Origin of the sequence: Pseudomonas sp. HMSC063H08 (genome assembly GCF_001813645.1) — a bacterium.
In the GTDB taxonomy this organism is placed as follows: Bacteria; Pseudomonadota; Gammaproteobacteria; order Pseudomonadales; family Pseudomonadaceae; genus Pseudomonas; species Pseudomonas aeruginosa.
The window spans coordinates 143919-162777 of the sequence record NZ_KV813635.1; the positions used below are offsets into that span (position 1 = coordinate 143919).

The window sequence follows — 18859 nt, forward strand, 5'->3', positions numbered from 1 at the left end:
TGGACTCCTCATTCGCCCGCTTCGGGCTTGCGGCGGCTGCGCGGCTTGGCCGCCGCCGGTTCTTCGCTGGCGGGCCGCGCCGGGGACGTGGCCCTCGGCTTGCGCGGCTTGGCGGCCGGCGCTTGCAGCAGGGCCGGGGTTTCCTTGGCGGCCTTGGCCCGACCGCGGGTCTTCTTCGGTGCCGCCGCGGCGGCTTCCGCTTCGGCCAGTTGCCGGGCCATGGCCCAGTGGCGTTCGGCCTGGCCGTCGGGGCAGCCCTCGGATTCCCAGATCTGGTAGGCGAACTCTCGTATGCGTTTTTCGTCGGCGCTCATGGGGTCTCCTCCTGGGCGAGGCGGTAAAGCAGGTTGACGGGAAAGTCGGCGAGCACTTCGGACAGGCTCAGGTGCCCGTCGCTGGGCAGCGGCATGGTGGAAAACAGGCCGCTGTAGGTGCATTCGGAGAGACTCGGCGGCAGCAGCAGGCAGGTGTCGCCCCAGGCCTCGGCCGGCACCTGCGGCTGCGTGGCGTGGCCGAGCAGGGCGCAGGCCAGGCGCGGGACCACCACCAGCAGGCAACCGTGACGACTGCGCCGGGCGAAGGCCAGGACCCGCTCGGCATGCTCGCCGCTGACCTCCAGGGGCAGGTAGTCGCCGTCGCGGAACAGGCCCGGCTGCATCCGCCGCAGCCCCAGCACGCGGGCGATCAGGGTCTGCTTGATGCGACCGTCGCGCCAGTGCTCCAGCAGTTCCGGGAAGGGCGTCGGCGCGGCCAGGGCGGCGGCGTGCCGGGCGAAGTCCACCGGCCTCCGGTTGTCCGGGTCGACCAGGCTGAAGTCCCAGTCCTCGCGCCCCTGGTAGAGATCGGGGATACCCGGGCAGGTCAGGCGCAGCAGGCATTGGGCGAGGCCATTCAGGGCCCCGGCCGGCATCAGTCGCGCCGCCGCGTTGCCCAGCGACTGGCGCAGGGCCTGGGCCGGTGGCGCGCGCAGGAGTTGTTCCAGATAGTCGGCGCAGGCGCGCTCGTAGTCTTCGTCGGGCGCGGTCCAGCGCGTGCGCAGCTTGGCTTCGCGCAAGGCCTTGCATTGCCATTCGCGCATCCGCGCGAGGAACGCTTGGTCCAGGGCGGCGCCGTCGCAAGGCGCGTCGAGCGGCCAACTGCCGAGCAGGGCCTGGAACAGGATCAGCTCGTCGCCGGGACTCGGCGCCGGCCCCTCGGCGAGGTCGCGGCGTAACGGCGTGGCCAGGCTTTGCCAGTGCTCGACGTTACGCGCGAACCAGGGCGCCAGTTCACTGAGCGCCGCAAGACGGGCGCGGGCGTCCTCGCCGCGCTTGTGGTCATGGCTGGCGGTGGCCAGCAGGGCCCGCGGGCTGGCCAGGCGCCTGGCTTCGCAGGCGGCATGGAATTCCTCGGCGGAAGCGGCGAAGCGCTGCGGGTCGAAGCCGACGTCGTTGCGCGAGAGCAGGGCCGCCGAGCGATAGCAGGCGGTATCCTCCACGGCCTTGGCGGCGGTCGGCGAACTCAACTGCTGGAAGCGCGCCAGCAACTCGCCGCGCAGGCGCCGCAGCGGACCGGGCGGCAGCTCGCGCAGCGGCTGCCCGCCGAGCCAGCGTTCGAGATGGTCGAGGACCGCCCGGTCGGCTTCGTCGAGATCCTCGCGGGCCGCCTCTGCGGCATAGCGGAACACCTCGCGATCCTGCACCGAGCGACCGCAGGCCCCGGCGTAGGTACGGTAGACCGGAAAGCGCGCGAGCAACTGGAACAGCGCGCGGCGGATACCGCCCAGGGTCAGGTCGCGGCTGGCCAGGTCGGCCCGCGCCACCCGCAAAAGACCCTGGGCGAGGTTCTCCAGGTCACCGGCGAGGCTTCCCGCCAGGACCAGTTGGCGAGCCTGGTAGACCTCGTCGAGAAACGCCTCCGGGCGTCCGCTGACCCGCTGCCAGAGTTCGCGCAACGGTCGTTCGCCGCGCGGATCGTGCTGCAACAGGCTGACCTGGTTCATGAAGTCGTAGCCGGTGGTGCCGTCGCACAGCCAATCCTCGGGCAGGCGCTCCTCGCCACCGAGGATCTTCTCAACGTACAGCAGCATCGGCGCGCCGCCGCGACGGGCGCGGATCCGCTCGCTGCGGCGGCGCAGGCGTCGGCAATAGCCGCGCGGATCGGCCAGGCCGTCGACGTGATCGATGCGCAGGCCATCGAGCAGACCGTCCTCGAGCAACTGGAAGACCTTGCCGTGCACGGCCTCGAACACCTCGCCGCGCTCGACCCGCAGGCCGACCAGTTCGCTGATGTCGAAGAAACGGCGCCAGTTGATGTCGTCCGCCGCGGTGCGCCAGCTGGCCAGGCGGTAGTGCTGCGCCTCGAGCAGGCGGTGCAGGCGTTGGCGAGCCTCCTCGTGGCGTTCCTGGAGCTTGCCCAGCGTGCGCTCCAGGGCGGCGCGCGGAGCGCTCTCGGCGAGCGCAGCCGCCAGTCGACGCTGCATCTCGCGCAAGGCCTCGCGGTCCTGCCGGCACTCGCGGAAACCGCCGGCCAGGTCTGACAGGCGCGGCTCGCCGCTGTCTTCCAGCAGCTCCGGGTAGCTGCCCGGCCAGAGGGGGAAGCGCTGCTCGCCGTGGCTCGCCAGCAGGCGGCCGGCCTCGCGGTCCAGGCTCAGGCCGATCTCCCCGGCAGCCAGGACCTCGCCGTAGTCGCTGCGCAGGAACGGCAGCAGCACCTGGCCGCGCAACGCGGCGTCGTGGGATTCCCACTGGATGTCGAAGAAACTCGCGTAGGGACTCTCGCGCCCCCATTCGAGCACGTCCTGCCACCAGGGATTGGCGCCGCCGCCGATGCCCATGTGGTTCGGCACTATGTCCATGAGCAGGCCCATGCCGCGTTGCCGCAGCCCCTGGATCAGGCGCAGCAGCGCCGGCTCGCCGCCCAGTTCCGGATTGATCCGGGTCGGGTCGACCACGTCGTAGCCGTGGCTGGAGCCGGGCCGCGCGCGGAACAGCGGCGAGGCGTAGAGATGGCTGATGCCCAGGTCGGCGAAATAATCCAGCCAGGGCAGGGCATCGTCGAGGGTGAAGCCGGCGTGGAATTGCAGGCGCAGGGTAGCGCGGGGCTCAATCATGGGCGGCCTCCTCGGCATCCCGGCGGCTGCGTTCGAGCAGGCGCAGGCGCCGGTCGACCTGCGGCGTTCCGAGCATCTGCGCGGCGTTTTCCGGCCAGCGCCGCCGCCAGTTCGGGTGGGCGTCGCCGGGGCCGGGCAGGTTCGGCTGCTCCAGGCTGCCCAGGGCGTCCTCCAGGGGCAGTAGCACCAACGGCGCGGGGGTTGCCCCGACATAGCCGATGCAGGCGTCCAGCGGCACTTCGGCGGCGGGGTCGGGATCGACCGGCGGTTCGAGGCTGGCGGCCAGCGCCCGGCGCTCCTCGGCGCGCAGTTCCAGGTCGGCCGCGCATTCCTCGGCGCTGCGGTGTCCGGCGCGGCCGCGCCAGTGGATGTCCTGGCCCCGCCACCAGCCGGACAGGCTCGGCAGGTCGTGGGTGCTGGTGGTGGCCATGGCGTCCGCCGGCCATTGCGCCGGGGGCACGAAGCGTTCGCCGCGCCGCTCGAAGAGCAGCACGCGGGTACCCAGCACCTGGCGGCGTGCCAGTTCCTCGCGCAGGCCTTCGGGCACGGTGCCGAGGTCCTCGCCGATGACCAGCGCCGAGGCGCGGCTGGCCTCCAGCGCCAGCAGGCGCAGCAGCTCGCGCTGCGGGTAGCGCAGGTAGGCGCCGGCGTGGGGCGGCTGGCCGCGCGGGATCAGCCAGAGACGTTGCAGGCCCATCACATGGTCGATGCGTAGCCCTCCGGGCCAGGCCAGGTTGGCCCGCAGCATCTCGCGGAATGCCCGGTAGCCGTGGCGGCGCAGGCCTTCGGGATTGAACGCGGAAACGCCCCAGTCCTGTCCGGACTGGTTGAGGATGTCCGGCGGCGCGCCGACATTCACTTCGGCGAGCAGCTCTTCCTGCCGCGACCAGGCCTGGCTGCCGCCGCCATCGGCGCCCACCGCCAGGTCGGCGACCAGACCGATGGCCATCCCGGCCTCGCGCGCCTGACGCTGGGCATGTTGCAGGCAACGTTGGGTCAGCCACTGGCCGAAGGCGCGGAAGTCCACTTCCTCGGCGTGATCGGCGCAGAACGCGGCCACCGCCGGCTCGCCGGGGCGGCGCAGCGGCTCCGGCCAGCGTCGCCAGTCGGGGCCGGCGCCCAGGTGCGCCTGCAGGGTCTCGAAGCGGCAGTGGTGCAGCAGCGCCTCGCCGGCTTCGCGGCGGAATTCGGCGAGGTCGTGGCGCAAGGGACTGGCGCGCTCGATGAAGTCGCGGTGGAGTTGGCGCAGCAGGCGCATGCGCAGGTCCGCCGCCGCTGTCCAGTCGATCAGCTCCAGGCTCTCCAGGCGGGCCATCTCCGCGGCCAGGCCGGCGCGACGGATCGCCTGTTCCACCGCCGCCGCGCCGAGAATGGTCGCTGGCGCGGCGTGCAGGACATTGAAGAACAGCCGGCTGGACGGCGAGTAGGGGCTGTAGGCATGTCCGTTGGCCTCGGCGAGGGCGTGCAGCGGGCTGATCGCCAGCGCGTCGGCGCCATGCCGCGCGGCGCTGCGCAGCAGGTCCTCGAGGGCAGCGCTGTCGCCCAGGCCGCCGTCGCCGGGGCGGCGCAGGGCATAGACCTGGGCGGCCAGACCCCAGCGACGCGAGCGACCCGGGGCGAGGCTGGCCAGGGACGGACAGCTCGGCGGCGCCATCGCCACCGCCCATTCCCGCTGCTCCAGCGACAGCTGCGCATAGCCACTGCGGGCCTGCGCCGGCAGGCGGCCTTCGGCGTCCAGGCGCAGGGCGATCCGCGTGCCGTCCTCGTAGACCAGTTCGCCCGGGGTGCCGGCGGGGCCGAGCGCTTGCTCCAGCGGCTGGCCGCATTCGCCGACCAGCAGTCCGAGGTTGGCGCTGTCCTCGCGCAGCCGGGCCAGCGCGGCCAGGCTCTGTTCGATCTGTTGCGGACTCTGCGCCGGATAGCCGAGTGCTTCCAGCAGGCCGCGCTGGACCTCCGGGTCGACCCGCTGCGGCCGTCCGTTGGCGTCCTGCCAGTCGAGTTGCAGGCCCACGGCGGCGGCCAGTTCGGCCAGGCGTGCGTCACTCATGGGCGGGCTCCAGGCTGACCGCGATGCTGCGGGGACTTAGGCGGCCGCGGCGATACTCGGCACAGGCGAGGTTGTCGAGGAACAGCACCTGGGTGGCGGCCGCCGGCGGCTCGACTTCCGCTTCGAGCGGAGAAGGGTTGAAGTCGATTCGCCAGTCACTGCCGTCACCGAGTCGCCAGCGCGCCGACAGCGCGGCGCCGGCGATGGTGGTCACGCCCAGCGAACGGGCGCCGCGCAGGCGCGGGATCAGGTGTTCGTGACGGATTTCCAGCAGTTGCCGGTAGAAGCCGCGCCAGGCCGGGTCGCAATCGGCCAGGCCGGGACGCGAGCGCTCGAAGGTCTCCACCGCGTTGGGATCGGGGAGCGAAGCCAGGGTGGCGCCGTCGCCGAAGCGGCCGAACTCGCCGAACTCCTTGCGTCGTCCCTCGCGGACCGCGTCCGCCAGTTCGCCCTGGTGATCGGTGAAATACAGGAACGGTTCGCGCGCGGCGCATTCCTCGCCCATGAACAGCAGCGGGATCATCGGCGCGAGCAGTTGCAGCGCTATCGCCAGGCGCAACGCCTGGGGTTCGGCGAGAACGCTGAGACGCTCGCCGAAGGCGCGGTTGCCGACCTGGTCGTGGTTTTGCAGGAACAGCACGAAGGCGTCCGGCGCCAGGTCGGCACTCGGTTCGCCGCGCGGCCGGCCGTGGCGGTTGGCTTCGCCCTGGTAGACGAAGCCTTCGGCCAGGCAGCGCGCCAGGCACCGCAGCGGCTCGGGGTAGTCCTGGTAGTAGCCGTCGTTCTCGCCGGTGAGCAGGACGTGCAGCGCATGGTGGCCATCGTCGTTCCACTGTGCGTCGTAGCCCTGGCGCAGCAGGCTGGCGCGGTTGTCGTCGTTCTCCAGGACCAGGTGCAGATGGCGCTCGGGGCCGGCGGCGCCGCGCAGGCGGCGGGCCATCTCGACGAGGAACGCGCTATCGGGAATCGCGTGCACGGCATCGAAGCGCAGGCCGTCGATGCGATAGTCGAGCAGCCACATCAGGGCGTTTTCATAGAAGAACTCGCGGACTTCGCCGCGACGGAAATCGATGGCCTGGCCCCAGGGCGTCTGCCGGTCGTCGCGAAAGAACGCAGCGGCGTACTGGGCGAGGTAGTTGCCGTCCGGGCCGAAGTGGTTGTAGATCACGTCGACGAAGACCATCAGGCCCATGCCGTGTGCGCTGTCGATCAGATGCTTGAGCTGCTCGGGCGTGCCGTAGGCCGACGCCGGGGCGAACGGCAGCACGCCGTCGTAGCCCCAGTTGCGGCGACCGGGAAACTCGCCCAGCGGCATCAGCTCCACGGCGGTCACGCCCAGTTCCACCAAGCGCGGAAGGAAGCGCTCGACCTCGGCGTAGGAGCCGAACAGGCCGACGTGCAGCTCGTAGATCACCGCTTCGTGCCAGGGCCGCCCGCGCCACTCGTCGACGCGCCAGGCGTAGGCGTCATGGTCCAGCACCTGGCTGTGGCCATGCACGCCGTCGGGCTGGAACTGCGAGGCCGGGTCCGGCACCCCGGGGCGGCCATCGATGCGGTAGCGGTAGCGGGTGCCGGGCGGACAGGGCAGGGTCGCCTCGAACCAGCCGCTGTCGCTGCCTTCCAGCGGCCAGTCGCGGCCGTCGGCGGTCTCGACCCGGACCTCGCGGGCGTCCGGAGCCCAGAGGCCGAAGCAGGTTCGGCCGTTGCCTTGGAACTGGGCGCCGAAGCGGCGCCGGATCGCCATCATTGGCGTACCCCGCGCAGGGCCGGAGCGGTATTCCTCAACAGGCGCCGGTACAGGCGGTTGTAAGGCTCCACCGAGTCGCTCCAGAACATCGGCGCGGCCATCGCCTTGCAGCGCATGGCGTTGAGCAGCGAGGGACAGTGGTAGACGTTGATCGCGCGCATCACCGCGTCGAGGTAGCTCTGCGCGGTTTCCTCACGGAACAGGAAGCCGGTGACCCCGTCGACGATGGTATCGGCGAGGCCGCCGGTGCAGCGCGCGATCGGCAGCGAGCCGAAACATTGCGCATAGAGCTGACTGAGCCCGCAGGGCTCGTAGCGCGAGGGCATGAGCAGGAAGTCGCTGCCGGCGTAGATACGGCGGGCCTCGGTCTCGTCGAAACCGATATGCACGCCGACCTGGCCGGGATGACGCCGGGCGAGCTCGAGCATGGCCTTCTCCAGGTTCGGCTCGCCACGGCCGATGCTGACCAGGCGGCCGCCGGCCTGGAGCAGGGCATCGCTGATCTCCAGGGTCAGGTCGATGCCTTTCTGCTGCACCAGGCGCGAGACCACCGCGAACAGCGGCCCCTTGCCCGGCTCCAGGCCGAAACGCTCCTCCACGTAGCGCGTGTTGGCGCGCTTGCCGGCCCATTGGCGGGCGCTGAAGCCGGCCACCAGGTGTGGATCGCAGTGCGGCTGCCAGCTATCGTCGATACCGTTGACGATGCCGCTGAGCTGACGCTTCTCGACCTTGCACTTGAGGATGCCGTGCAGGCCGCAGCCGTATTCCGGGGTAGTGATTTCCTGGGCGTAGGTCTCGCTCACCGTGGTGATGTGGTGGGCATGGGCGATGCCGGCCTTGAGGAACGACAGGCGCCCGTGGAATTCCATGCTTTCGTGGCTCAGCGCTTCGTCGGGAAGACCCAGCTCGGCGCTGCATTGCAGGTCGCAGAGGCCCTGGTAGGCGAGGTTGTGGATGGTGAACAGGCTCGGCGTGCGCACGCCGTTCCAGGCCATGTAGGCCGGGGTCAGCGCCGACGGCCAGTCATTGGCGTGCACCAGGCCCGGCTGCCAGCCCTGGGCGCCGCGGCCGCCGGCGATCTCGGCGGCGGCCAGGCACAGGCGGGCGAAGCGCAGGTGGTTGTCCGGCCAGTCATTGCCCTGGTCGTCCATGTATGGCGTGCCCTCGCGCTCGTAGAGCAGCGGGCAGAGCACCAGCATGACTTCCAGGCCGTCGTCGAGGGTCACCAGGCCGATCTCGCAGGGCGGGATCGCCGCCCGGCCGGGCAGGCTGCCGATGATCCGCAGGTCGCGGCAGCGCTCCAGCACCTGGCGGTAGCCGGGCAGCAGGACCCGCACCGAATGCTCGCGCTTGAGGACCCGCGGCAGCGCGGCGGAAAAGTCGCCGAGTCCGCCGACCTTGACGAAGTCGCTTAGCTCGGCGGTGACGAAGAGTATCCGATCCCTCTGTTGCGGCGGGTCCTGCGGGTGCAGCAGCGACGGAAAAGCGGTCAGTACCGCGGGTTCTTCCAGGCAAGCGCCTGCAACAGAATGTCCCATGTCATCCTCCGGTCGTACGTTGTCCTTGGCGTTGGTCGGTCGGACTCCGTCGCGCCGTGGCATGGGCGAAGTCCTTGCTAGGGGTGACCGGAGGGGAGCGGCGGAAGTTTAGTTTTTTTTACCGGCGGCTCGGCTTGCGAGAGGCCTCGCCAGGGGGTTGCAGGCGAGACGACGGGCGCGGCGGGTTGCCGAATGCAAGGCTTGCCGGGGGTTTTCTTGCAAAGTGCAAATATCAATTCGCCGGCTTGTTTTTCAACTTATTGATTTATAAGAATTTTATTTTCCAGAGAAATTGGTACGCCTTCTGCTCGACAGAGATACGCCTGATTACCGGCGTCAAAGAATCTGATGAGACAGGAGGCCAGCAATGCTAGAGACCGATGAAAACCTGGTTGAGTACCTGGAAGAGCATTTCAAGGATGTGCGCGTCAGTTGCCAACCTCGGCCTGACGGCGCGTTGCTGGTGACCTTGCGTAACGACCAGGGCAAGCGCCTGGTGAGCCGGGCGATCTCCGGCCAGGAGCAGAGCAACCCGCTGTTGCTGAACCAGGTGCTGGAGCGCATCCGCCGGGACCTGATCATCGACCAGGGGCCGCTGCAGATCCGCGACAGCGACTATTTCCGCAAGCGTATCGACCTGCTCACGTTCCGCGATAGCGACAACCAGCATCTCACCCACCGCAAGGTCCTGGTCGCCGGCGGCAAGCTGCGCACCATGAGCCTGGCTCGCTGAGCCGGCTGTTTCAGCGCCGGGGCGGCCAGGCGCCGACCCGGCCTTCCGACGCATGGTCCGAACCAAATCCGCTCTCGTACCCTCCATCTAGAACTCATACCAACGATGGAGGCGGACATGCGTTTTTCCATTTCTGCATCATCGGGTGCGCCAGCGACGAGTCCACGCAACCCATCCGGGGACCCGGACGAATACCCGGTTCCTGACCACGAAAGCCACGTCCCCCAGGAGTTCCCGGAAGAAGTTCCGATGGAACGGCCCGACGAAGAGTCCCTCTCGCCCATACCGGAGCCCTGAACGCCGGGTCTCCATCCAGGAGGAGCGGAACATGAGCGCAGACCCTCGGCAGAGACTGGTGGTGGCCCATAGCGTCGATCCCGCGGCCGCCGAACATGAAGTGCAGGGCAACCTGGCCCTGGCGCGCTGGCTGGCGGAAGTCCAGAAGCTGGAGTTCGGCGGCCGCTACGAACCCGAATTGCACCAGCGAGGCCCCCTCTACCTGGTCCCGACCCGCACCCTGGTCGGCAGGGAGACCGCCGTGCGCCTGGGCGTGAACAGTGACGAAGATCTGCTCGGCGGTTTCGTCGAGCACGCGTTCATCGCCGGCAAGGCCATCGTCCATCCGCTGCCGCGCGGCGGCGTGGCGCCGGAAGGCTGGAACCCGCTGTTCGCGGAGAAGGTCCGCGACGTCGTGCTCAACGGCGTCAGCGTCTTCAGCCTGGCCGACGCACACCGCGCCGGCGCCCGCCTGCTCGCCGAAGGACCGGTGCGGGCCAAGCTGGCGGAGGCCTGTGGCGGCCTCGGCCAGTACGTGGCGCACGACCTCGACGAACTGGACGGCTGGCTCGGCGGGCTGGAGGAGCGCCAGTTGGCGCAGGGCCTGGTACTGGAAGCCAACCTGGACGGGGTCGTTACCCATAGCGTCGGCCAGCTCCGGGTCAACGGCTTCCTGCTGAGCTACCACGGTCAGCAGCACCAGACCCGCAACGCGCGCGGCGAACTGGTCTACGCCGGCTCTGACTTGCTGGTGGCGCGCGGTGGCTATGCCGAGCTGCTGACCCTGGACCTGGCCCGCGAGGTGCGCCAGGCCATCGAGTACGCGCGGATCTTCGACACCGCCGCGGCGATCTTCTTCCCCGGCTGCTTCGCCTCGCGGCGCAACTACGACATTGCCCAGGGCCGGGACGGCAACGGTCGGGAGCGCTTCGGCGTGCTCGAGCAGTCCTGGCGGGTCGGCGGCGCGAGCAGCGCCGAGATCGCCGCGCTGGAGGCCTTCCGCGCCGACCCGGGACTGCCCGCGGTGCGCGCCGCGTCGTTCGAGATCCACGAAGACAAGCGCCTGCCGGACAACAGCCGGGTGATCTACCGCGGTCCCGACGAACACGGCGACTTCCTGCTCAAATATGCGATGACGGGGGAGGCATGACGGCGAACAGCGAACGCATCCGCATCGGGGTCGGCGACGACCGGATCGAAGGCACCTTCCTCAGCCCCCGGGCGAAGGTCCCCGGCGTGCTCTTCGTGCACGGCTGGGGCGGCAGCCAGCAGCGCGACCTGAAGCGCGCCCAGGGCATCGCCGGGCTCGGCTGCGTGTGCCTGACCTTCGACCTGCGCGGCCACGGCGCGGAAAGCGGGCGCCAGGCGCTGGTGACGCGCGAGGACAACCTGCAGGACCTGCTCGCCGCCTACGACCGGCTGGTGGCCCACCCGGCCATCGACAGCCAGGCGATCGCGGTGGTCGGCACCAGCTATGGCGGCTACCTGGCGGCGATCCTCAGCCAGTTGCGCGCGGTGCGCTGGCTGGCCTTGCGGGTACCGGCGATCTACCGCGACGAGGACTGGCTGACGCCCAAGCTGCTGCTCGACCGCGAGGACCTCATCGAGTACCGCGGCAGCCTGATCCCGGCCGCCAGCAACCGAGCCCTGCAGGCCTGCGCGGGATTCCGCGGCGATGTGCTGCTGGTGGAGTCGGAGTTCGACAGCTATGTGCCGCACTCGACCATCATGAGTTTCCGCGCCGCCTTCCAGCAGACCCATTCGCTGACCCACCGGATCATCGACCACGCCGACCATGCGCTCAGCAGCGAGGCGGCGCAGGACGCCTATACCTCGATCCTGGTGGACTGGATCACCGAGATGGTGGTCGGCGAACGTCTCAGCATCACCCCGGCCTACGCCACCATCCATCCGGCTTTCTGAACGCTCCGCGACGGCGGGCCTCCCACCTTCCGTGGGCGCTGGTTGCTGCCCACGTCCCGTGCCGGCAGGCGCCGGCGTCGACAGACGCGAGAACTCCCGGACAGCTCCGGGCCAAGGAGAGCGAAATGAACCAGACCAACCTCGACGACACCCTCGACGTACTCAACGACCTGCTGCAAACCAGCAAGGATGGCGAGGCCGGCTTCCAGGCCTGCGCCGAAGACCTGCGCGATCCGCAGTTGAAGGCGGCGATGCTGGAGCAGAGCCGCGACTGCGCCGCGGCTGCCGACGAGCTGGAGCGGATCGTCCTGGAACTGGGTGGCAAACCCAAGGACAGCACCAGTTTCGCCGGTGACCTGCATCGGCGCTGGGTCGACCTGAAGTCACTGGTCACCGGCAAGGACGAAGAGGCGGTGCTCAACGAATGCGAGCGCGGCGAGGATGTCGCCAAGCAGCGTTACCAGGCGGCGCTGGAAAAACCGCTGCCGGCGGAGATCCACCAGGTGATCGAGCGCCAGTACCAGGGCGTGCTCCGTCACCACGACCGGGTCCGCGCCCTGCGCGACGCCCGCGCCTGAGGCCCGGTGCCGCGAGGGGAATGCCATGAGGCGGTCCCGGGCCTTGCTGCGCGACGGCCAGGAACCGCGCTCATTGCGGATCTCCGCGTTTCCGCTGATCGAGGCGACCGCCCGTCCTCGTGACTGAACTCGGCGGAGGAGCGCGCGCTCAGCCAGAGAGAGTGCCGGAGCACTCGGATAACAAACCGATGAGGAGCGACCATGAACGCCATCGAATTGCTGGTCCATGACCACGAGACCGTGAAGAAACTGCTCAATGAACTCAGCGAGACCACCGAACGGGCGCTGAAGAAGCGCAGCGAGCTGCTGGGCAGACTGGAGCTGGAACTGGTGCTGCACACCGCCATCGAGGAAGACATCCTCTATCCGGCGATCAGGGACAGCGGCGGCAAGGAAGAGCTGAAGATGTACTACGAGGCCAAGGAGGAACACCGCACGGTGGACTCCCTGGTCCTTCCCGACCTCAAGCGCACCCGCCCGGACACCGTGCAGTTCGCCGGCCGGGTCAAGGTGCTCAAGGAACTCCTGGAGCACCACATCGAGGAGGAGGAGGGCGAGCTGTTCCCGCGCGCCCGGCAATTGCTCGACGCCGCCGCCCTCAAGCAACTCGGCCAGGCCATGCAGCAGCACAAGAAAGAGCTGAAGGCGCGCCTGGAAAAACGGGCGGCCTGAGGCATGCGCGAAGAAGACCGCGCCTTGCTCGAGGAACTCCTGCTGGCACGTGGCCCCGGTGGCCAGGAAGACGAGGTCAGGGCCATCTGCCAGCGGGAACTCGAGGGCTGTTGCGACGAGGTCGGCAGCGATGCCGCCGGCAACCTGGTCGCGCGCATCAGCCCGCCGCACCTGCCGCGCGAGCAGGCGCGGCGGGCCGCGGTGCGGCTGCTCGCGCACCTCGACGAGATCGCCATGATCGTCAAGCGCGTCGAGGCCGACGGTACCCTGCGCGTAGTGGCGCTCGGCGGCGCCCAGCCGGTGAGCTTCGGCGTCTGTCCGGTACAGATCCTGGCCGGCGAGGCGGTACTCGACGGCGTGCTGTCCTACGGCAGCATGCATGCTACCGGCGAGTCGCCGCAGGGCTCCGACGTGCTCTCGGGCGCGGTGCACTGGCGCGACGTACACGTGGTCACCCGGCGCAGCGCCGAGGAACTGGCGAATCTGGGCGTGCGACCGGGTACCCGCGTGGTGCTCAACCGTCTGTGGCGGCGCCCGTTGTACTTCCAGGATTGCGTCGCCGCGCACTTCCTCGACGACCGCGCACCGCTGCTCGCCGTGCTCGGCGTGGCTCGCGAGATCGCCCGGCGCCGCGACGAGTTGCACGGCGACCTCTACCTGGTGCTCACCACCATGGAGGAGGAGAGTAACGCCGGCGCGCTGTTCGCCGCGCGCCGACTGCCGGGCGACATCAGCATCGCGGTGGAAGTCGGCCCAACGGTAGCCGAATACGGCACCCGGCTGTGCCGCGACCCGATCGTCAACAGCGGCGACTCCAAGGGTTATTACAGCCGCCATGTCACCGACCGCCTGTTGCGGGCCGCCGAACGCTGCCAGTACCAGCCGCAGGCGGCGCTGCTGGTGGACTTCGCCTCGGACGCCAGCGCCCTGCTGAGCCACGGCGAGGCCGCGCAGGTCGGCTGCATCGGCATTCCGACCGAGAACACCCACGGTTTCGAGATCGTCCTGGAAGAGGGCATCGAGGCTTGCCGGCGGACGCTGGTCGAGTTCCTCGTGCAACCGCCGGACGACGAAGCCTGACCGATAACCGAAGCAAGGAGAATTCCATGAACGAATACCTGCCGACTTCGACGGCCAATGGCCTGCCGCACAACCTGCAGCGCGGCGAGCGACTCGCTTCCATCGGCGCCGGACTGGTCCTGGCCGGCTTCGGCCTGGCCCGCGGTGGCTTGCCCGGCGCCTGCAAGGCGGTCGCCGGCGGCCTGCTGGTCAGCCGCGGGTTGAGTGGGCATTGCCATGTCAAGGGCCTGCTCAATGAACCGCGGGAAGAGTTGCAGTTGCTGCGCGAAGAGGTGCAGCACCTGACCCGCCGCCTGCAGCGCCTGCAGGAGCGCCAGCGCGACGACTCGCGGCAGGACGCTGCGCTGGACGCCGAGCTGCCGCCGAACCTGCCGTGATAGCCATGGGCCCTGCGCCTGGCGCAGGGCCCACCGAAGAGAGGAGGGCGAGACGATGGCCAGCCAGCTGTTCCTGATCAGCTACATCCTCGACGACCAGCCGATGACCTGCGAATTGCACAGCGAGGCGGAAACCCTCAGCCGCGAGGAGGCCCGCCGCCACTTGGAGGCACTGCATCGACCGCACGACGCCGAGGCGATCAGCGATATCCAGGTCAGCAAGGTGGAACGTACCCATGAACCGGGCACCACGCCGGGACACTACCAGCAGCCCTGACGGCGGGAGGGAAAAAGAAGGGGGAGGGGCTCAGCCGGTGCCGGTCTGGAGTTCCGCCTCGAACTCGCCGAAGCGCCTGATTTCCTCGCGCAGGTTGAGGATGAAGGCGCTGAGGTCGCTGAAGCTGCTGCTCTTCAGGAAGTCACTGTTGGGCACGATGTAGAGCGCGCCGTGGGGACCACCCACGCGGCAACTGATGGTCACCGTGAAGTCGGGGTTCAGTTGGCACTGGCAGTCGTGGTCGCGCAGTTCCTCCTCGAGGATCTTCTTCAGGTACAGGTAGGAAAGGTTCATCTGGCCAGCTCTCCCCGGTTTGCGCAACGCAAGAAAAAAATCCACTCCGTCCCTGGAGCGGGATTAGCCTGAATCAGAGAGAAACCGTCGATACATGCCAACGGTACGGATAACTATAGGTGCCGCGAGGCCGAAATGCCGGCAACATCCAGAATCTGCGGGATAAGCTGCATCCCGCATGGCGCGCGGGATGCAGAATGCAAGAGATCGTGCAGAACGCTGATGCCGGAATGCAATCATCGCGGGTGAAAAGCCCGTTCGGCACTCCTTATAAGCATCTGGAGAATTCGCAACGCCATCGGGTTATATGTGTTTTCTCGATATCTCCGCTACGAACCTCGCCGATTCACCGGCGAAGAAGCCGATCTTTTTTGCCGGGTTTCCCGCATCGCCCGCCGCAATCCCCTTGCCACCCCGTAACCGAGCAGGCAGCCGAGCAGGGTAGCGCCGACCTGCAAGACCAACCCCAGGGCATTGGCCAGGCTCGGCGAGCGTGCGAGTACGCCGGCTTCGGGCCAGAACGCCAGCCATACCGCGACGAAGGCGAGCACCAGGTCGTACCAGGCGCCGCTGACCCCGCCCGGGCGGTAGCCGCGAACGAAAACGATGAAGGCGCTGAAGGCCAGGGCCAGCAGCAAGGTGCCGAAGGCCTGGCTGAGGGTATCGGGGCCGGACATGGCGGGTTCTCCTCAGGGCGCCAGGCGCAGGCACTGGCGCTTGTGCAGGCCGAGACGGACTTCGTCGAGCAGCGCTTCGGCGCAGGCGAATACCCTGGCGGCCTCCACTTCCGCGACGTCGCCGGCGCGGCTGAAATCGTCGATGCGCAGGCCGGCGGGCAGGCTCGGGACCTCCACCAGCGTCCAGTCCAGGCCGCTGACCGTGAGGCTGCGCTCGAGCCCGGCACCCAGTTGCTCCTCGCCGGCGTCGCGCGGCGCCACCAGCCATTGCCAATGGCCAAGCAGGAACAGGCGCGGTACCTCGGCGCGCAGGGCGCCATCGATCAGCGCGGCGCAGATCGGCGGCAAGGCTTCGGCGGCGTAGTCGGACAACGGCGCGAACAGCAGGTCGAGACCGGCAGCCGCCTGGCTGACCTCGATCGACGACGCCAGGCTGGCTGGCTTGCAGCGCAGCCCGGGGCGCGCCTGCAGGCTGTTGAGATCGGCTTGCAAGGCGCTGACTTCGATCTGTCGCTGCAAGGCGGCGGCGATCAGCGCCTGGCTCAGGCTGTCGTGGGGATGGAATATCCCCAGCTTCAGGGTTGCGGTTTCCAGATTGCGCATGGGAACTCCGGGGTCGGTGCGGTGGAAAGGAGATGTCCCTACCTGCATATCGAAAGCCATACTCCGCACAAGGTTCCGGCGAATGGAATTCGCCGGCCGCGCCGGGGTCTTCCGAAAGGTCGGCCAAGTTCCTGGGGCGAGCCAGCGAGCGGCCGGAAGACGTTCTTCGTACTACCTTGCTGGGTGTGCCTTGCAGCCCGGGTCGAGCAGCCGACGAGTGAACACGTCCATGAAAACCACAAGAAAACCGAAAGTCCCCTTGAACCAGGCCACGCGCAACCGCCTGCTCGACGAAGCGGTCGACGACTACGCGATCCACACGCTGGACAGCGCTGGCCGTATCGCCAGCTGGAGCGCCGGCGCGGCGCGCCTGTTCGGCCACGACGCGAGCGAGATCCTCGGCTGCGACTACGCCTGCTTTCATACCCGCAAGGACCGCGACGCCGGCGTTCCGCAACAGGCGCTGCGCCAGGCGGATGCCGAGGGCCGCTTCGAGACCGAGGGCTGGCGGGTGCGCAGCAACGGCAAGCGCTTCTGGGCGCAGGTGGTGATCGACGCCATCCGCGACAGCCAGGGCCAGTTGCTCGGCTTCGCCCAGCTGATCCACGACCTCAGCGAAGGGCGCGCGGCCAAGGAGGCGCTGCGGCGCAGCCAGGAGCAGTTCCGCCTGCTGGTGCAGAGCGTTACCGACTACGCCATCTACATGCTCGACCACCGCGGGCGGATCACCAACTGGAACCTCGGCGCCCAGCGGATCAAGGGCTACCTGCCGGAAGAGGTGATCGGCCGGCACTTCTCCTGCTTCTACACCCCCGAAGACCGCGAGGCCGGCGAACCGGCCCGCGGCCTGGCCGCCGCCGAACGCGAAGGGCGTTTCGAGAAGGAGGGCTGGCGGGTGCGCAAGGACGGCAGTCGCTTCTGGGCCAACGTGGTGATCGATCCGATCCGCGACAGCGATGGCCGGCTGATCGGCTTCGCCAAGGTAACCCGTGACATCACCCACCGGATCGAAGCCGAACGCGAACTGGAACGGGCCCGCCAGGAACTCTTCCAGGCCCAGAAGATGGAGTCCCTGGGGCACCTCACCGGCGGCGTGGCCCACGACTTCAACAACCTGCTGACGGTGATCATCGGCAGCCTCGGGCTGCTGAAGAAACGCCTGCCCGGCGACCAGCGCACCGCCGACCTCTTGCAGAACGCCCTGGAGGCCGCCCAGCGCGGCGCCAACCTGACCCAGCGGATGCTTTCCTTCGCCCGCAAGCAGCGTCTCGATCCGCAGCCCTGCGCGATCCCCGACCTGCTGCGCGGGATGACCGACCTGCTGATCCATTCCCTGGGACCGAGCGTATCGATCGAGACGCGCTTTCCCCTGGATCTCGACCTCGGCCTGACCGACGCCAACCAGCTCGAACTGTCCATCATCAACCTTGCCACCAACGCCCGCGACGCCATGCCCAACGGCGGGCGCATCGTCTTTTCCGCGAGCAACCAGCGGGTGCCGGCGGACAATCCCCATCGCCTCGCACCGGGCAACTATATCTGCCTGAGCATCAGCGACACCGGCAGCGGCATGGACGAGGAAACCCTGCGCCGTGCGGTGGAACCCTTCTACACCACCAAGGGGGTGGGGCGTGGCACCGGGCTGGGCCTGTCGATCGTCGACGGCCTCGCCGAGCAGCTCGGCGGCCGGCTCACCCTGGAGAGCCAGCCGGGCGTCGGCACCACCGCGAACATCTGGATACCCGCCGTCCCGCGAACCCCGGAAAGCGCCCGTACGGGCAATGGCGCGACGCCGCAGGCGCCCAGCGAAAGCGAGCGGGTGCGCTTGTCCTGTCGAGTACTGGTGGTGGACGACGACCCGCTGGTGTTGAACAACACCGCGGCGATGCTGGAGGACCTCGGTTGCTCGGTACTCAAGGCCGACTCCGGCAGCCTGGCCCTGGAGATTCTCACGGCGACGCCGGAACTGGACATCCTCCTGACCGACCAGGCGATGCCACGGATGAACGGCAGCCAGTTGGTGGAGCGGGTCATGGCCCAGGGCCGGCCGCTGAAGATGGCCCTGGCCACCGGCTTCGCGGAAAAGATCGAAGGCGCGGCGGCACAGTTGCCCAAGCTGGCCAAGCCCTTCGGCCAGGAAGAGTTGTACCTGTTCCTGACCGGCACGCTGAAGGCCGGCTGAGCCTCAGCGCAGGTACTCGCCGCTGCCGGCCAGGCTTTGCCCCCAGAACTCGATGAAGATGAAGGCGGTGGTCAGCAGGGTCAGGAAGCCGACGCCGAGGATGCAGAAGGCGTAGAACAATGTCTGCCGCTCCTGCATGCGCATGAACAGCGGCAGGCCGGTGAACAGCAGGCGTACCGAGTAGGCGCAGGCAGCCGCCGCGGCCAGCAGCAGGAGGACCCGCCAGGGCACCAGGGCGACGATCCCGGCGAGCATCAAGGGCACGGCGATCGCCGTGGTGAAGGTCAGGCTGCCCGGTACGCTGGGGCGCGACGGCGTGCGGAACAGCACCCAGCGTACGAAGAAGCCCATGATCACCACGCCGGCGACGAAGCCCAGGTAACACATCGTCGCCAGCAGCAGGGCGCTGCCGCTGGAGAGGTGTTGCACGCTGTCGTTGCCCGGCAGCGACCAGCCGACCTGGGTCGTGCCGATGAACAGGCAGGCCGCCGGCAGCAGCGGCAACAGCAACAGCGGAACGAGGAAGGCGAAAGGGTGATGGTCGTAGTCCTGGCGCAGACGAGGCCAGGCATTGGTGGGACTGATCAGTAGCCGAGCCATTTCGCGGGTCATGACGGGCACCTCTTTTCTGTGGCGTTCAGGAGTCTGGACCGGCCCGGCGCGAGGGGGTTCAGGTGGCGTGCCGGGCGGTCCGCGACCACCCATCCAGGGCCTTGAACCGGAAGACGCGGGGAGCGCCGAAAGACAAACGTCCCTGTCTTCCG

At 68.8% G+C, this 18859-nt stretch carries 18 protein-coding genes; 9 read left to right on the plus strand and 9 right to left on the minus strand.

All coding sequences use genetic code 11. The features are described 5' to 3' along the window. Window positions 1-8 precede the first annotated feature (8 nt). Genes HMPREF2924_RS33430 through glgA form a run of 5 tightly spaced genes read right to left on the minus strand, consistent with a single transcriptional unit; the run spans window position 9 to window position 8423 of the window. The gene (locus tag HMPREF2924_RS33430) at window positions 9-314 is read right to left on the minus strand and encodes a DUF2934 domain-containing protein (protein ID WP_003132146.1); all 306 of its coding nucleotides are present in this window, start codon (window positions 312-314) and stop codon (window positions 9-11) included. Further along, complete coding sequence (locus HMPREF2924_RS33435; RefSeq protein WP_023094743.1) at window positions 311-3091, minus strand: malto-oligosyltrehalose synthase; 2781 nt, start codon at window positions 3089-3091, stop codon at window positions 311-313. Before HMPREF2924_RS33435 ends, HMPREF2924_RS33430 begins: the two co-directional genes overlap by 4 nt. After that, entirely contained in the window at window positions 3084-5138 is a 2055-nt protein-coding gene (gene malQ, locus HMPREF2924_RS33440; RefSeq protein WP_003132141.1) for a 4-alpha-glucanotransferase, read from the minus strand. Before malQ ends, HMPREF2924_RS33435 begins: the two co-directional genes overlap by 8 nt. Further along, complete coding sequence (treZ, locus tag HMPREF2924_RS33445) at window positions 5131-6882, minus strand: malto-oligosyltrehalose trehalohydrolase (RefSeq protein ID WP_003132140.1); 1752 nt, start codon at window positions 6880-6882, stop codon at window positions 5131-5133. The genes malQ and treZ overlap by 8 nt, the downstream gene beginning before the upstream one ends. Further along, window positions 6882-8423: a glycogen synthase GlgA gene (gene glgA, locus HMPREF2924_RS33450; RefSeq protein WP_009877798.1), complete on the minus strand. Its 1542-nt coding sequence runs from the start codon at window positions 8421-8423 to the stop codon at window positions 6882-6884. The genes treZ and glgA overlap by 1 nt, the downstream gene beginning before the upstream one ends. A gap of 367 nt (window positions 8424-8790) precedes the next feature. On the opposite strand from glgA, the gene HMPREF2924_RS33455 reads away from it, so the two are divergent. The 8 genes from HMPREF2924_RS33455 to HMPREF2924_RS33490 all read left to right on the plus strand — a co-directional run bounded on the left by HMPREF2924_RS33455 (window position 8791) and on the right by HMPREF2924_RS33490 (window position 14339). Continuing rightward, window positions 8791-9156 carry a DUF3509 domain-containing protein gene (locus HMPREF2924_RS33455; protein WP_003110773.1) on the plus strand — a complete coding sequence of 122 codons (366 nt, stop codon included), beginning with the start codon at window positions 8791-8793 and terminating at the stop codon, window positions 9154-9156. A gap of 328 nt (window positions 9157-9484) precedes the next feature. Further along, window positions 9485-10582 (plus strand): DUF3182 family protein, encoded by a 1098-nt coding sequence (locus HMPREF2924_RS33460; RefSeq protein ID WP_003132135.1) that lies wholly within the window; start codon window positions 9485-9487, stop codon window positions 10580-10582. After that, a complete protein-coding gene (locus tag HMPREF2924_RS33465) occupies window positions 10579-11355 on the plus strand; it encodes an alpha/beta hydrolase family protein (protein ID WP_003110771.1) in 777 nt (258 codons plus the stop codon). Before HMPREF2924_RS33460 ends, HMPREF2924_RS33465 begins: the two co-directional genes overlap by 4 nt. Before the next feature lie 125 nt (window positions 11356-11480). Continuing rightward, on the plus strand, window positions 11481-11933 hold the full coding sequence (locus tag HMPREF2924_RS33470) for a ferritin-like domain-containing protein (protein WP_003088965.1): 453 nt from the start codon (window positions 11481-11483) through the stop codon (window positions 11931-11933). 201 nt (window positions 11934-12134) lie between these two features. Beyond that, window positions 12135-12605: a hemerythrin domain-containing protein gene (locus tag HMPREF2924_RS33475; RefSeq protein WP_003088967.1), complete on the plus strand. Its 471-nt coding sequence runs from the start codon at window positions 12135-12137 to the stop codon at window positions 12603-12605. A 3-nt stretch (window positions 12606-12608) separates the two neighbouring features. Then, on the plus strand, window positions 12609-13685 hold the full coding sequence (locus HMPREF2924_RS33480; RefSeq protein ID WP_003088971.1) for a M42 family metallopeptidase: 1077 nt from the start codon (window positions 12609-12611) through the stop codon (window positions 13683-13685). A gap of 26 nt (window positions 13686-13711) precedes the next feature. Further along, window positions 13712-14062, plus strand: coding sequence for a YgaP family membrane protein (locus HMPREF2924_RS33485; protein ID WP_003088973.1), 351 nt, complete (start codon window positions 13712-13714; stop codon window positions 14060-14062). Between the two features lie 55 nt (window positions 14063-14117). Then, window positions 14118-14339: a hypothetical protein gene (locus tag HMPREF2924_RS33490; RefSeq protein WP_003088976.1), complete on the plus strand. Its 222-nt coding sequence runs from the start codon at window positions 14118-14120 to the stop codon at window positions 14337-14339. 30 nt (window positions 14340-14369) lie between these two features. On the opposite strand, the gene HMPREF2924_RS33495 is transcribed toward HMPREF2924_RS33490, so the two are convergent. The 3 genes from HMPREF2924_RS33495 to HMPREF2924_RS33505 all read right to left on the minus strand — a co-directional run bounded on the left by HMPREF2924_RS33495 (window position 14370) and on the right by HMPREF2924_RS33505 (window position 15913). Next, window positions 14370-14678 (minus strand): hypothetical protein, encoded by a 309-nt coding sequence (locus HMPREF2924_RS33495; RefSeq protein WP_003132124.1) that lies wholly within the window; start codon window positions 14676-14678, stop codon window positions 14370-14372. 284 nt (window positions 14679-14962) lie between these two features. Beyond that, window positions 14963-15310, minus strand: a complete 348-nt coding sequence (locus HMPREF2924_RS33500; protein WP_003110770.1) for a hypothetical protein — start codon at window positions 15308-15310, stop codon at window positions 14963-14965. A gap of 12 nt (window positions 15311-15322) precedes the next feature. Next, complete coding sequence (locus HMPREF2924_RS33505) at window positions 15323-15913, minus strand: NAD(P)-dependent oxidoreductase (protein WP_003088985.1); 591 nt, start codon at window positions 15911-15913, stop codon at window positions 15323-15325. A 229-nt stretch (window positions 15914-16142) separates the two neighbouring features. Between HMPREF2924_RS33505 and HMPREF2924_RS33510 the strand changes: the two genes are divergently transcribed. Continuing rightward, the gene (locus tag HMPREF2924_RS33510) at window positions 16143-18095 is read left to right on the plus strand and encodes a hybrid sensor histidine kinase/response regulator (protein WP_016254172.1); all 1953 of its coding nucleotides are present in this window, start codon (window positions 16143-16145) and stop codon (window positions 18093-18095) included. Window positions 18096-18098: 3 nt separating this feature from the next. Here the strand turns inward: HMPREF2924_RS33510 and HMPREF2924_RS33515 are convergent, their stop codons facing one another. Further along, on the minus strand, window positions 18099-18707 hold the full coding sequence (locus HMPREF2924_RS33515) for a Yip1 family protein (protein ID WP_003110768.1): 609 nt from the start codon (window positions 18705-18707) through the stop codon (window positions 18099-18101). Between the last annotated feature and the right edge of the window lie 152 nt (window positions 18708-18859).